This is a genomic window from Mucilaginibacter sp. L3T2-6 (assembly GCF_030519355.1).
Lineage (GTDB): Bacteria > Bacteroidota > Bacteroidia > Sphingobacteriales > Sphingobacteriaceae > Mucilaginibacter.
This window is the reverse complement of sequence record NZ_JAUMKC010000032.1, coordinates 1-15,196: the sequence shown is the minus strand read 5'-3', so window position 1 is coordinate 15,196 and position 15,196 is coordinate 1. Positions and strand designations below refer to the sequence as shown.

The window sequence follows — 15,196 nt, the reverse complement described above, 5'->3', positions numbered from 1 at the left end:
TTTATTATAATATAAACACTTGTGTTAAAAATCTATATAGGTTACTCTGCCAGTCCGGTGCCTATGGTAATGGTCCACGGCGAGGCCGATGTCAGCGCGGCCCCGGTTATAGTATAGCTCGTCGCGCCGGTGTTATTAATCTGGTAATCCACAGTAAAGGTGCTGTTATCCACGTTAATGGCGGCCCAGCCTGTATGCCCCACGCCCGGTGTCCATACCGGGCCGGAGGTGGTGAATGCCAGGTTGTATGTGCCCGGTGTAATAGTCACCCCGGTGGTAAGCTGTGCTTCGGTAAAGGTGTATAGTACCGTACCCCCGCTGTTTTTAATTTGCAGCTGCGTTACATGCCCTGTGGGTAAACCACCGGACAGAGGCGTTTGGTTTGAATAGTTTATCTGGATGCTTGTTGTACAGGTTCCGTTGGCGTCGGCATATTCCTGGCCCTTGTCGGCAACTTCGGCCAGTGCCTGGTTATCGGCATCCGCCTGGCTTACTGTTGAGCTGTAGCTACCCGCGTTAACCGTATAAGTTACCGTGCTGCCCGTGCCCACGGTACAGCTTTTGGTAAAGGTTTGGCTTTGCACGGCATTATAATAAATCGCAGGGTTGGCTGTGTTATAATTGTAGCTGTAGTTTTTAACAATATTGCCATACAGGTCTCTTACGTTCTGCAGACGCTGGTAGCCATCATAATCGTAAGTAGTGGTTTGGCCCTTGGCGTCGATACCGGCCATCATACCAATATAGGGGTCAAAATTAAGGGTGGTCATTAATGCGTCCGATGGGTAAACTGCGATGTCATCAACTGGCGTTCCTGCGGCAAAAGCTTTACTGCCGGTGTAGGTTTCGTTATGGTAAACCCATTTTCCGCCCGTTAGCTGGAACCAGCTGATAAGGTAGCTTCCCGCAGGTGGCGTAAAGCTGACCGTAAAAGCCACATTATTGTAGCGTTTGCCTGTATGGGCCGCCCCTGCGGTAGCAGTAGCGCTGTACTCAAAGCCTTCGTAATATATTTCGTTCGATGCCGCGTTTTTTGCTTCAGCTACCGGGAACAAATTGTTATAGCTCCATATATAGCTGGTAGGCGCCCCGTATTTTTTTGATTGCGACAGCAGGCCTCCGTTTATATTGTAACTTGTAAACGTAATCCTGTCTTCATAGCTGCCTGTTGTTTTGGTTTGTATAAGCGATGGCTCATACACGCCGCTGCCAAAGTCGCTGTAATTGGTTTTTAATCCCTGCAGTAAAGTGTTGTTCTTAGTGAACGTTTGTTCAACCACTTCCGAAATATGATTTGCATTCACCATGGCCTGGTATGGTACGGTGGCGCCGGCTGCAACCATGTCATGCGGGTAGCTGAAAGACATTTTTTGATTAACACCATCGCTGCCTATAACGTGCTTTTCGCTCACCATCATGTGGTTGGGGTTATTATATACATCGTACTGTACCGTGGTTACCGGGCTACCGCCGGCCAAATCGTAATTGGTGGTAGTTACAGTGTCAGGGTATATCCATTGTGCGGTTAAGCTGTAATACATTACATCGTACGGGTCAAACTGCGAAGGAAGCGGAGGGGTGCTCGTTTGGGTGGGTTCCCAGTCCTTTCTCACCACGTAATTATCGGCAAATTTCATCAGCCGGGTATCGGTTGTGTAATGGTTAGCAACTTTGTTTACTACGGTATAAGTATGAGCGCCCTCGACGCCGCCTGTTGTAAAAAAGGTTTGTTTCAATGTTTCTAAACCTACAGGCCATCCGCCGTTCGACAATGGAACGCCGGGTATATATCGGCTTTTCACCAGCAGCGCATCTGCGCCTAACCCGCCGAGGGCATACTGGTGCTCTATACCGCCGTTAGCCCACTGTTCGCCTTTTAATTCGATAACATTGGTATACTGGATATTGCTCCCCGAGAAATAGTTGAGCGAATGCAGGGGCGTAGAGTAGCCCACAAAATAAGTACACTGGCCGATTGAAAGATCGGGACAGGCCTTGCCGTCAACAAGCAGCGTGTAATAATCGCCGGCATCCGAATGATATCTTATCCTTCCGGAAGATTGTGCTTGTGTGACAAGCGCGGCGTAAACATATTTTTTTGTAAGCGTAGCGCCGGTCAGCGGTGTTAATATATCTTTAAGCAACCTAACCCCGCCTACCTGGTAATTGGTGGTTACCGGCGGCAGTGCCACCCTGTAAAACATGGTAACGGAACCTGCTGCCGCAGCTCCGTATGCCGCCAGCTTTAAAGTATAATTGCCTGTAGGAAGATCAACCACCTGGTTAAATGTGGAGTCAACCGGGATAAGGTGATTGTAAATCTGTACTCCGCTTGAGTTTAATATACTTACTATAAGGTGCTGGTGAATATGGTCGTTGGTGCCTGTGCCGCTATAAGGACAGGACATATTGAGTGTTATATTTTGTTCGGTGTAAATATTGAATGGAAATGTTACGTCAACTTCCGTGCTGAGCCCGGTACCTGTCGCATTTTTGGTAACAAAGGTACTCGAGTACTGGCTTCGCGTTTCGTAAATAGTATTAGGCTCGTAAACCAGGCTGTCCGACCCTTTTGACGGGTAGGTTATACTGCTCAGCAAGCCGTAATAGGCATAGCTGCCATTAGGTTCGCGATTAGCCAGCGATGACGGAAATGATGGATTCACCTGCGGATCGGGACTTTGCGGCACCAGGTTGAAATTATTAACCCCATTAAAATATCCCCAATAATCCTGCGCGAAGGAAAGGCGTGACGCAATGCTGTTAATATTGTAATAGCGCATGGTGTGGGTTTGCGTTTGCATACCCGATGCAGTACGTGTTACCGCTGTTAAAAACGGCCTGTATTTAAAAATTCCGTCGCCATAGTTGTTATAATAGGATGTGTTAACTCCATAAGTATAGGTTAACGAATAGGTGTTGAACAGGGAATAGTTTGAGCGCGTGGTATCTATAAGCCCTTTATTCCAAAACTCTACCGATGTAAGCAGCGAATCGCCCGGCAGGTCGCTTCTGGTACTATATTTAAAGTTTACCTTAACAAACTTCGAGCTTATCGATTTCAGGATATAGCCCGAGCTCGTAAGCTGGCTATAGCATATCTGGTCCTCGGTACGCACGGGACATGCCGCCGAACAAGCCCAACCTGCACCTGTAGCGGGTGTACGTATCATGGTTTGCGATACGTCTGTAAAATAATCAAAGCTTACAGGCTTATAGTCAAACCATACATATTCGCCGGTATAATGCTGTACCGCTATTAAATACCAGGCTGTTGCCCATGGTATGTTGTAATTTTTACCGCAGCCGCCGCCGAACGGCGAGGTCTTTGATGTTTCTGTAGCATTTGGCCCGCCAAAATAATATTTAGTGCCCTGCGGATCAGTTATTCTTATTGTCCAGGTGGTCGTTCCGAATTCATTGTGAAAATTCGTTTCGATTTTAAGGTTGCTTTGCTCTATCTGAACTGCTTTGGTCCTGAAGCCCTGCGATGTGGTATCAGATGTAGACAGGTAAAACTGACCGGAATAGCCGTTAAAATTAAAGCTGAACAAGTCGACCTGCGTATCTTTATCCACATTTCCCTGGGCATTGGTCAGGTAGCTGTAAGTCGCCGCGCTTCCGTCATTAAAATTTGCCGGCGGATTAAGCCAAACAGACAATTCATCGGGGTTCCCCCGAACGCTCCTGGTAATTACACCGCCGGCTTCTAGTGTCCAGCTCATTCATGCGCGCGAAGCTGTTTGATTGATCTGGAGCCCGTTGCCCGAGTTGTAAGCAAGCTGAACAGGTATATCCACCTTTCCGGACTTTAGATCTCCTAACGGGATTTTTGTACTAACCGAGCCGGTAGCCATATTAACAGGCAGGCTGCTATAGCGCGTAAGCTCAAAGGCGTTGGGCGCTGCCGGTAATACATTTGTGAGTGCAGGCGTATTAATGGAGTTTTGTCCACCGGGCATTAAAACATTCGTGGTAAACCCGCCCGACTTTTTTAGCAGTACCGTCGTGTCAGACGTTTTATTTGTTGTGTCGCCGGATGTTTCCTGGGAAAATGCTGCAAATGCAAGCAGTAAAAAGCAGCAGCATAGAATAGCTTTTTTTATCATAGTATAATGGCGTTTTGTCATAAAATTCAGGCGCAGCAAGTTATTCCGCGTTTAATATCATCGGCAAAAAAGCCGGAGAAATAAGCATAGAAGAACAAGGCGATATGCTATATATCACTTTTTAGGATGGGGATTGAATTTTCCCGGGGTACAGGGGCGGCAAATTCATGCACGCAACCTTACTGTCAAGATGAATTGCTTCTTGATTTAATTTTCATTGTTCAAATGGCTAGGTATAGTTTGACTTGTAAAAATCTTGTGACCAATGTTAGGTAATAAATCTGAACAAAGCAATATGCTGAACTATTTTTTTAGTAACTTTTTATAAACAATGTCGTCTCTATTACAAACAAAAAAATCCCGGCGCAATTAACATCGGGATATATTTTATAAAGTCAAAAAAGTCCGAAGGCTGGTAAAGGCCGGAAGACGAAAATATCAGTCAACCAGCACCTTATATAGTATCCAGTCGGTGGTTTCGTAAATGCGGCGCAGCTTCAGGGCGCTGTTGGCTTTCTTAATTACCGGCACATACCTGTCGTTAAGCTGGGTAAATCCGGTTACCTCGTTTTTAGGCGTGGCCAGCAGGATGTATTCGTCGAACTTATCGGGCGCCTCTATCGCACCCAGGTACGAGTTCTGGTAAGGCAGCGTATATTTTTGCAGGTTTTCTTTGGCCGACAGTTCCCTGGTTTCTTTAGAGAACGAAACTATCGGGAAACCAATGGCGTCGTCAACCAGCACATGCGATTCTTTGGGCAGATTATCGATAAACTTTGCCAGCTCGCGGTTTTCATCCTGCGAGGTATCATTGGCACGGTTAAACAGCACAGTAATAAAGTGTTGTTCTTCAGCTATCGATGAATTGCGCAGGAAGATGTAGCCGGTATACAGCATCATCAGGGTAAGCACCAAAACTACCGTTTTTAAGACGGTTTGCCGCCTGATGGTTTGTGCACGGTACAAAATACACAGCAAGGCCAGCACCAGGAATATCAGGTAATACTCATGAACCAGGAACACCTTTTCGTATTTGATGTGCAAAAACTCAACAAAAGCAAAAGGAGTGAGCAGCGTCAAGATCTGGTAAGTGCTATTGCGGAACAGGTAGATAGCCACCAGGATCAGCGGGCAAAACAACAGCATTCTTGCCGATATCAATACGGATGTCTCGGGTATCTGGTAAGTTGTACTGGTCGACAGGGTGTCAAAGCTCAGTTTGTCGGCCACAACCGTCCAGGTAGCGTAAGGGCTTTGGCTAAAATAATCCAAATCCTGCGCATGGGTAAGGTTTAGCAGCTTGTAGCAGATGATACAGGCCAGCGGCAGCACGAACAAAATGATGTACAGCGCGAAGGTTTTGTTAACCAGCTTACGGCGCAGCGAGGGGTTGTTAAAACTGATGAACAAACGGAAGATAGATTCCTGCTCGCCCAGGTTTAAGCTTTTGATGGTGATAGACAATACCAGCGGTATAAAGAACAGTGTAAGCCAGATGAACTTATAATCGCAGAAGATAAGCAATACCAAACTGATACTGGCGATAGATACGTGGAAAGTAGTATTGGAGCGGTAGAACTTCAGCAGGTTAAAAAAGAACATGAAGAAGAACAGCATCACCAGCGCTATGGACTTGCCCGACGTGGCCATGTACAGCACGCCCGGGTGCAGCAGGAATACGATAAGCAGTATCACCAGGTAAAAATCGTCCTTAGCGCGTTTCAGCAGCGCGCTGCTCATCAGGAAGAACAGGGCAGCAGTGATGAGGGCCGACGCGATAACAGGCGCCAGCGAAGCACTGATAGCCGAAAAGATAAACGAGGAATAAAACGGCAAAATCGGCGCGGTTAAACCCATTACCTTCAGGCGGTTACCCAACCCGTCAATAACGATTTTGGTTTTTTCGATGTAGAACATCGCCTCCTGGCTTACATAGCCAAGCTTGTTTAAATATATGCCCAGCACCAGGTAATATGCGGCAAGCAAAAAGGTGATAAGCAGCAGATATCTGGATTGATTTCTCATTTAACAACGTTTGTTGGATTGTTAACCTTACTTAAGCCGTGCTCTGTTTTTTCCCAGTAAAACGGTTTCACAATTAATTGGTACAGTCCTTTAAAGGCGGCTACCGAATGCATCAGCCAGTAAACCGGGTTGGCAATACTGAACAGGATCAGCTCGTAATAACGCCTTTTAAATACCGCCATCATGTTGATATAGATCATGAGGATGTTACCTACCATCAGGTTAAATATCGACATAAACAAGATCCAGTCGGGGAAAAGCGTACGGATGGTGGAAAGGTCGAACACGAGATAGCTGATAAAAATAGCCAGCAGGAACGGGTAAACCAGGAACGTTAGCGGCGTTGCGCCGATAAAGAAGTTAAATCCCAGGAAACCTTTCCAGCCCAGCCTTTTCAATAAGGCAACCGGGTTACGCATGTGTACCAGGTAGGTTTGCATGTAGCCCTTTATCCATCTTGAGCGCTGGCGGATCCAGTTGAACGGCTCATTGTTGGCCTCTTCGTAGGTGGTAGAGTTTACTACCGCAATTTTATAGCCCTTTGCGTAAGCGCGCAGGCCAAGGTCGGCATCTTCGGTTACGTTAAAAGGGTCCCATGCGCCAAGCTCCACCAGGTGTTCCAGCTTAAAGTGGTTACTTGTGCCGCCCAGCGGGATCGGGATATCCAGCGTATCGAGGCCCGGCAGCATATAATCAAACCAATAAGAGTACTCCAGCGTGAACATGCGGGTAAGGAAGTTCTCGTTACGGTTAAAGTAGTTCAGCGCACTCTGTATACAGATATAATTCGACGGCAGCTTGCTGAACATCGATACCACCTTTTTCAGCTGGTCGGTATCGGGGATGTCCTCTGCGTCATAAATGGTCAGGTACTTGCCGCGGGCAAAGTGGAGGCCATAGTTGCAGGCTTTAGGCTTCGTCTTTGGCATGTGGAACGGTACAACCACCACCTCGAAAATCGCGGGGAAGTCGAGGTTACGTACGGCATTCAAAGTTTTGTCGTCATCCTCTTCAATCAGCAGTTTAATGTCCAGCTTCTCGCGGGGATAATCCAATGATTGTAAGTTCCAGATCAGTTTTTTTATCAGCTTGTCTTCCCTGTAAACCGGCAATAATATGGTGTACACAGGTAATTCATCATCCACAATCTCGTGCAGGTCATGACGGGTTACTGCCTGGTGCAGTTCGAAGCGTGAGCCCATCAGCGCCAGGAACAGTTTAAACAATATCGCCACCAAAAAGAAAGAACTGATGAGGATATTGATGATAATGGAAGTATTTTTAAAGCTCACCACCAAACCTATAGTAACCAAACCCAGCAATATGAACAAAAATGCCAGCTGGCCTGTAGAGAAAGTGATGAAAGCAGAGCTGTCCGGGTCGCGGTTGAGCAACTCGAACACGGAAGATTTTACGTATTTGTCGCCTGTAAGCTTATGGCTCATCCAGGTAATATCCAGGTCGGAAGCCAGGATGATCTCCGGCTCGCAATCATAAGTAAACCTGATGAAGTCGATAAAAAGGCGGTTACTTGGGTCGGCCATTATGGTTACCACCCTGCCGTTTTCGATGCGGAGGGGCAGCGCCAGGTTCTGGTCGGCAAATTTCAACTCTATTTTGCTTAAAACTTCGTCATCATGCGCCTGTTCGCGAACGGGCTGAAATACATAGCCTGCATTTGTTAACGAGCGTTCGTAGTTTTTGCGGGAGATGTAACCGAAGTTTAATGCTATTTTAATGAACGACTGGCCCGTGCGGGCAGAAAGCTCATCAATCTTTTCCCGATCTTGCCTGGATATAAAACCATCATTAACCAAAAGTTCAGGAATTGACATACTTTTTTCTTTCAGTAAAGTGTTTAAACATTTCCGTTAAGTCAACCATAGCTGCACAGTGCAGGCGGTTGTTACTTACGTAATAAATTGGTACCGTTAATTGGTCTTCAGCCCGGAGTCTTAAGTCTTGAGTCAGAAGTTTATTACTGACTCAAGACTTAGGACTTTAGACTATCGACTTGAAAAAATTAATCGTTATATAATTCCTGTGACCTTTGAACCCTTGAACGAACGAACAGGAATGAAAGCAGTATCAGAACCAGTATACCCAGCAATATGTACAGGTTATATTGCTCCCAGAAACGGGTGATAGCGTTTTTGGTATCAACATACTCAACGTTATCGCTTGATTTGTTGATGTTGAAAAGGTATTTGTTCGAATTGGCATCGGTAACGCACACGTTGCTCGACAGTGTTGAAAGCTGCTCGGTAATAGAACGCGAGGCGGCCAGGAACGCATCGGATATGTGCGATCCGGTTGCAGTGATTACCAGGGTGGCGTTATTGCTGCGACCGTAGAATATCTGCGCCAGGCCATTCGAAGTAGTGTCAGACAGTGCGTAAACCTTGTTGTGGTTCTCGGTGCTGTATATCCTGAAATTCTGTTCGAAACTGATAGGTGCATCAGGGAATTTCTTCAGCAACTGGTCGTCTTTACTTAACAGGGCGATGATGTTATATTTTTTCAGGTCGCCGTCAGGAACGTCAGACGAGTAAGCAAACTCAGGGAAATTATTTGAGTTGATGTTGTTGTTCAGCTCATAGATGATCTCGCCGATTGCTCCGGCAGCATATTTAGCATACTCTTTTGTAACCACAATTTTAGTGGTACCGGTGTTGAATGCTTCAGGATACTGGTAGAAGCTCAGGTCGTTTGAGATGAACGGGTTTTTCGACTCCAGGTATGACTTGTCAGCATCAACCTCGCCAAAGAAATTGATGAAGCTGTTTTTACACAAGCCATTGGTTGGGAAGAAGCGGAACTCAGCCTCAAGCGTGTTGTATTTATGGTGCTGGTAGCGGTTAATGGTTACCGAAGTATTCAGTTTGCCTGATGCATCCAGCTTCTCGCTGCTGATCAGCAAACCGTTCAGGTAGATATTAAAATAACCTCTGTCGCCCGGGTTTAAGCCGCTGTAGTTACCTATAAAACGGATCTCCACTTCTTTTGGCGTAAAGTTAAAGTCGCTGTTTTTGAAAGTGAACGCGCTCTTTAATGAACCGATACCGGATAAGAAGTCGCTGCTGCCGCCGATTTGTTTTAACGACAGTTTCGAGCGGTTTTGATCGGTATTTTTAAAGAAGGTATTTTCAGCTTTGTCAATCAGCAGGTAATCGCCGAAGGTTGAGTTTAAAATATTGATGTTACCCAAAGCAGTGATCGCCTTATCGTAGCCTGCATCGTCGCCGCCGCTTACAAATAATATCTCGGCAGGCGAGCTTTCGGTAGCCACAGATTTTTGCGGAACCATTACACCTTTTTGGTTAACCATGGTGGTAATGGTGTCAACCGATGTCGACATCGATTTTGAAAGGTACAGGATACCTTCGTTTGACTGCGGCGATACCTTGATCAATGAACGCTTATCCTCAGGAAGGGCGCCCAAGGTTCCTACCTGGATGTAGTTCTTAATACTGTCGGGCAACTGGCCAACCGGGTACACCAGGATTTTTTTGTTGTTGGTGCGCTTTAATCTTGCATACGCCCAGGCTACTGCCTTCAGGTCGTTCAGGCTTGGCTCGGCAGGGTACACGATAGCCCTTTTCGACTCAAAGCAGTTACTGATGTTTACATCGGTAAGGCCTGCTTTGTTTTTAACCAGCGACAGGTAAGAGTAATTCTTTACCTTAAGCCACATGGCGGGGTTGTCAAGGTCCTTACAAATGTCGTCGGTGATCGTCAGCAGGGTTTTAACCTGGATCTTCAGGAAATGATCGGCCGACAGGTTCTCGCGGGTAAGGTTCAGTGTTACCTTTTGAACTGAATCTGCACCCAAACGTGAGCTGTACACCGGGCGGTCGTTGATGATTATATTGATAAAGGAGTGATCCTTTAACAGAGCTTGCGACGGCTCGAAATATAATACCAGCTTACTGCCGTTCATTTCCACCAAAGGCGAAATCTTAACGTAAAAAGAACTGGCGCCGCTCATTCCATAAATGGCGTCATCATCATGCCCCAGCGATTTGAAGGACACAATGCTTTGGGCCAATGATGCCTTACTTAAAAGAAATACAAGGGCTAATAAGGTAAAAAATTTGTTCATTGGTTTTTGATATTAATTTACTACGTAAAATTCTACTCTAAAATAATTCCCGTGGTCGTCGCTCCTGTAAGTAAGGTCGCCGCCCATTTCCTGTGTCATCAGCCTGGCGATGGAAAGACCTAAACCTACCCGGTTTTCAGAATGCTCCGATGCCTCGCTCAGCGCGTTCAGCTTATTGAACATTACCGCGAGCTCGCCCTGGCCGATAGGGATGCCTTCGTCAATTATCTCGAACACAAACTTGTTGCGGTCCATACTGGTAACTACGCGGATATTATTATTTGTCTGCGAAAACTTAATAGCGTTCGACAGCAGGTTTTGAAACACCTGCCCGGCAAAAACCCGGTCGAGGTTAACGTTAATGGGGTGTTTGGCCGTGTTGTCAATCAAATGAATATTCTTCATCTGCGCCGTTTCATGCAGCCCCTTTATCACATGCTGCACTTCGGCATTTATATCAAACACCTCCAGCTTAAACCGTATCTCGGGCGATTCGATCTCCTTAACATCCATCAGCTTGTTCAGCAGGTACTGCATTTTTGTGGCCGCCTCGCCTATGTAGCCGGTAAACTCCACCTGGTCTGAACTCAGGCGGTACGACTCTTCCCTGATCATGTTGTTACTCGTGATGATAGAGCCCGTAAGGTTCTTCAGGTCATGACCCGCTATATGGATGAAGTTATTCTTCTGGTTGTCCAGCCTGCGCAGCTCTTCGTATTGCGCATCAATAATGTTGTTCTTTTCGGCGATATCACGGTTCTGTTCTTTCAATTGCTCGTTCGATTTACTGATCAGCAATTGTGAGCGCACATCCCTTTCAATAACTTTATAGCGTGCGCCCGGCACAAAGCACGATACCAGCGCGATAATAACGAACACCGTGCCCCCGTTGGCCACAACAAGATCCAGGTTGTACTGGCTAAAGAGAATAAAGAATATGCTCAGCAGCACCAAAGCACATACCGCCTGCAGTACCGAGTTAACCGGTTCCCAAAAAACCATCAGGTTAAAGAACAGGAATATAGCGCCATACATCAGGTAGTAAACGTTTAATACCTGCAGATCCACTATATTACACAGCATAGCCGATGTGGCCGATATCAGGAACAGCGAGATGTGCAGTAACGTGCGGAAATTGTAATTTCTGCGGTTAAACAAACTGTAGAGCGCCAGTATAACAAGGTCGGTAATAATACGTACGATAAAGAACTGCAGCCAAACAGGGTTAGCGAAGATGAAATCAACAATGCTGAACAGCGGGTAAACAAACAATACCATCCAGATGATATTATTGGTTTGGTACCAGGCCTTTTTCGAGATTTCCCTGTTTAGTTCTTCTTTTGTTAGTTGGACAAACATCAGTTAGTTTTCTTAAATTATGATAGAATTTCTGTTATCTATAAATTTAATTCGTTTAAAATAAACCAAAATATTTAACACGCTATTACACATGTTTTACACATATAAACATATCATTTGCCTTACCCCCGCCCTGCTTAAAAGCACAATTATTTTTATGCTCACTTTTTATATGCACGCTGGTATAGCAAAAAACAATCCAAGCGCCCCAAATCCCCGCTTAACGGCCTTTAAGCGTGCAAAAAGCCTGGATAACGGCATCAGCATTTCGTGGTACGAACAAACCTGGAATAAAGACATTTTAGCTAAAAACCCCTTAAAACCCGCCGATTTCGCGCTCTTAAAGCAACTCGGCATAAAAAGTCTCCGGCTTCCCGTGGCTTTTGCCTATTTTGAATCGCGGAATATTCCGGTTGAGCAAATAATTTCCCACATTGATAATTTTGTTGAGCAATGCCGCGTTTATGGGTTCCGTTTGATAATTGATTATCACGGGGGTAACCTGGATGATAACACCTACGCTACCGAAACCGTAAAACTGGTTGCACTGTGGACAAAACTCACCAAACATTACCGCCATGTTAACCACGACCAGCTGTTTTTTGAGCTGTATAATGAACCCCCGCACATGGACCCCCAAAAATGGAAGGACGCCGCCTACAATATTACCACCGCTATCCGTAAAATTGATAAAGAACGTACACTCATCATAGGCGCGTCGAATTACAACAGCATTTATGAATTGAGCCGGTTTGTACGGCTGGCCGACGAAAATGTTATATATACCTTCCATTTTTACGAGCCTTTTTTGTTTACGCACCAGGGCGCGGAGTGGGTTGGCGCCCAGGAAAGCACCACCGGCATCCCTTTTCCGTATGATGCAGCGCACTGGCCCGCCCTGAACCCGAAGGCAAAAAATACCGACGGCGAGAAAAATTATAACAAATACCACCTGGACGGTAACGAGCAATCTATTAAGGATAAGCTACTTATACCAAAACGATGGGCTGCGGGCTACGATGTGCCGATTTTATGCGGCGAATACGGCGTGTACAACAAGTACGCCGACCTGGACAGCCGCTGCCGTTACATTAAAGCCGTGCGGCAGACCTTAAAAAATTTAAACATTCCGGGAATGTTGTGGGATTACAAGGGCAATTTTTCCATTTTTTCCGGTGAACCCAGCATGGCTACCCTGCCGGATTGTATGCGGGATGCGATGAGGTGAGTCCTGAGCCGGGAGTCTGAAGGCTTTAGTCTGATGCTGTTTATAGCTAACTTACGCCATACTGACATCAAAGGGAGAAGAATAATGGAATCTGAAAAACCTTTGGGTTGCAACTTAACAACCTTAAAATCAGATTAAAATGTGATTTACCAACTTTAAAGCGCCAATGCTTAAATTGCCTATAGACGTTACATGCCCAATTCTGTTTTTAAAGTTTTTATAGTTGCTATCGCTCCTTGTATCTCAGTGGTAACTTCATGTTTGTTTATATCATGATGACTAAGTGGATTTAAAACTAAATTTGTGTAATGATCAATTTGTGTCGTGGTAGCTTGTGTTAAACCGCAAGCAGGATGAGTTGCTTTGTATTTTTTAAGTGATTCCCAAAATTCGTCTGTTTTCATTTTAGAACTATCCAAATAAAAAGGAACGGGTACCTTTTTACCGAAGCAGTATCTTTTCAAAATAAATTCAAAAGCTGATCTTAGATAAACGCCCGCTGCCTTGTTATCTCCTTGATTAAAAAAGTTTTCCGACGCATTTATATAGTTTTGGATATGTGAATTGAGCTTGTTTTCTCTGATTATAGGTATCTCGAAACCTTTTCTTGTCCTACGTCCGTAGAATTCATAACTTTTCCAGTCATTGTTATTGTCCAAATAAGTAGATTTTACGAATTCATACCAAGGCTTATCATAAGTGGTAATGAATACCTGATAGCCGGAGAAATCAGTATCCAAAATTTTCAATAGCGGTAATCTGTTTCCAATATCAAGACCAATGAATATATCGTCTAAAAACAAAACCTTCAAAGGCATGCCTTGAATATGCCTTTTTACCATTCCTAAATAGATAGAAATTGCTATCGCTGACAATCGAGCTTCATTTAAAAAGATATGAGGTTGTTCAATTTCCTTACTTTGATAAATGATTTTTACTCTAACATGATTTCGTTCAAAACTAGTGTAATCTGTACTCGGTCGAACCTGGGTATAATGTAAGCCTAATTGAATGTTATGACCAAATTTGTCTAAAATGGGTTGGGCATACCTTAAAATATTCTCAATACTATTTGCTTCGAAAAGCTTTTTAAATGCTTCATTGAAAGCGTTAACAGCATTATCTACATCCGCTTTCTTTTGCGCAATATTATACGTTCTTCCTTCTGTTTCTTTTTCTATGCTAGCTTTTACCTCTGTCCAAAGCTCGCCTAACTCTTTGTTGCCGGTAATTGCGACACTTTTAAAATGCTTTAAAACTCCGTCCACTAAAAGTTCGAAAAGATCTATTTCAGCACCTTTCCTTATATTGTGAATACCCAATAAATGTTTATAAGTTAAAAAGCTTTTTAGTTTAACAGCATCGCGAATGCTCGTATCTCCTGCAACATAAGTATCCTTGAAATTATTTTTCAGAGTGTAAACCTTATCGGATGTAGCACCATCTTTATCCGGATTGAAAGTTACTTGAATATGTCCCTTTCCCTTTTGCGCCCTAGTTAAAAATATATTTTCAGTTTCAAGAAAATCTATTGTTTCTAGTGAAGATTGGAAAAAGTCCTTCAATGCATAATAAAAAGAACTTTTTCCGCTACCGTTCTCACCATAAATAAATAAATTTTTGCCCTCAACACTGATTTTATATTCACCGTAAAAGGCTTTGTAGTTTTTTATTTCAATTTGCTTTATTTTCATTTAAAAGCTTCCTTAACAATCCTTACTTCTTCAATACTATCTAAGGTCTCAATGGCAAAACGGACTGGATGATTAGGGTTATAAAAACGTTCAAATTCACTCTGAATGATTGACAACTTTCGTTCATCACTCATATCATCGTTAAGTGGCTTTAAATTATCCAGGTGCTTCAGTATTTGTTTACCGGCTATCGCTACTTCGTTCTTAAAGTATAATTCATAAATTATACCATTACACAAAGACCAAAAGAATGAGTAAAGAGAATTATGTTTTTTTGCGGTAAATTCTAGATACCTCTCAAACACAACTAATGACATTTCTGAAATGGGAGGTAACGGGATTTGCCTTAGTTGTTCTGGTTTAATATTAACATCGAAGAAATAATACGAGAACCAGTAATTAATCAGTTCGGAATTCAAATAACATACTATTTCTTCAAGCAGTAGTGGACTCGATTTCTTTAACAAAATATTTGAAGTCCCTGTACCATTTACATGAAAATCTCGATCAATTGCGCCCTTTATTCTTTGTTTTAATCGCGGGTTTCTGATTCGTTGAACTAGAATATGCGGTCTTTCATAAATATAAATTGGTCTAGGTCTATTGTAACCCTCCCTTAATTAGGACTGGTGTTTTATAGACTTATTAATTCAAAAATATAATTATTGTTGTTGTAACT

Annotated in this window: 9 protein-coding genes and 1 pseudogene; 1 reads left to right on the top strand and 9 read right to left on the bottom strand. The window is 44.1% G+C overall.

Going from position 1 to position 15,196, the window contains the following annotated elements:
* Positions 1–41 precede the first annotated feature (41 nt).
* The 6 genes from Q3W13_RS23895 to Q3W13_RS23870 all read right to left on the bottom strand — a co-directional run bounded on the left by Q3W13_RS23895 (position 42) and on the right by Q3W13_RS23870 (position 11,595).
* Positions 42–3,725, bottom strand: coding sequence for a DUF5977 domain-containing protein (locus Q3W13_RS23895; RefSeq protein ID WP_302868351.1), 3,684 nt, complete (start codon positions 3,723–3,725; stop codon positions 42–44).
* Positions 3,726–4,109 carry a hypothetical protein gene (locus tag Q3W13_RS23890; RefSeq protein ID WP_302868349.1) on the bottom strand — a complete coding sequence of 128 codons (384 nt, stop codon included), beginning with the start codon at positions 4,107–4,109 and terminating at the stop codon, positions 3,726–3,728. It abuts the gene before it with no gap.
* A 438-nt stretch (positions 4,110–4,547) separates the two neighbouring features.
* Entirely contained in the window at positions 4,548–6,134 is a 1,587-nt protein-coding gene (locus Q3W13_RS23885) for a hypothetical protein (protein WP_302868348.1), read from the bottom strand.
* Positions 6,131–7,969 (bottom strand): glycosyltransferase, encoded by a 1,839-nt coding sequence (locus tag Q3W13_RS23880; protein WP_302868346.1) that lies wholly within the window; start codon positions 7,967–7,969, stop codon positions 6,131–6,133. The genes Q3W13_RS23885 and Q3W13_RS23880 overlap by 4 nt, the downstream gene beginning before the upstream one ends.
* Positions 7,970–8,157: 188 nt before the next feature.
* Positions 8,158–10,236: a cellulose biosynthesis cyclic di-GMP-binding regulatory protein BcsB gene (locus Q3W13_RS23875; RefSeq protein ID WP_302868344.1), complete on the bottom strand. Its 2,079-nt coding sequence runs from the start codon at positions 10,234–10,236 to the stop codon at positions 8,158–8,160.
* Between the two features lie 12 nt (positions 10,237–10,248).
* The gene (locus Q3W13_RS23870; protein ID WP_302868341.1) at positions 10,249–11,595 is read right to left on the bottom strand and encodes a sensor histidine kinase KdpD; all 1,347 of its coding nucleotides are present in this window, start codon (positions 11,593–11,595) and stop codon (positions 10,249–10,251) included.
* A 157-nt stretch (positions 11,596–11,752) separates the two neighbouring features.
* On the opposite strand from Q3W13_RS23870, the gene Q3W13_RS23865 reads away from it, so the two are divergent.
* Entirely contained in the window at positions 11,753–12,823 is a 1,071-nt protein-coding gene (locus Q3W13_RS23865) for a glycoside hydrolase family 5 protein (RefSeq protein WP_302868340.1), read from the top strand.
* Between the two features lie 188 nt (positions 12,824–13,011).
* Here Q3W13_RS23865 and Q3W13_RS23860 read toward each other — a convergent pair whose 3' ends face one another.
* The 3 genes and pseudogenes from Q3W13_RS23860 to Q3W13_RS25255 all read right to left on the bottom strand — a co-directional run.
* The gene (locus Q3W13_RS23860; protein ID WP_302868337.1) at positions 13,012–14,517 is read right to left on the bottom strand and encodes an AAA family ATPase; all 1,506 of its coding nucleotides are present in this window, start codon (positions 14,515–14,517) and stop codon (positions 13,012–13,014) included.
* Entirely contained in the window at positions 14,514–14,756 is a 243-nt protein-coding gene (locus Q3W13_RS23855; protein ID WP_302868334.1) for a hypothetical protein, read from the bottom strand. Before Q3W13_RS23855 ends, Q3W13_RS23860 begins: the two co-directional genes overlap by 4 nt.
* Before the next feature lie 105 nt (positions 14,757–14,861).
* Positions 14,862–15,113: pseudogene (locus Q3W13_RS25255) on the bottom strand (TaqI-like C-terminal specificity domain-containing protein); the annotation flags it as partial.
* Between the last annotated feature and the right edge of the window lie 83 nt (positions 15,114–15,196).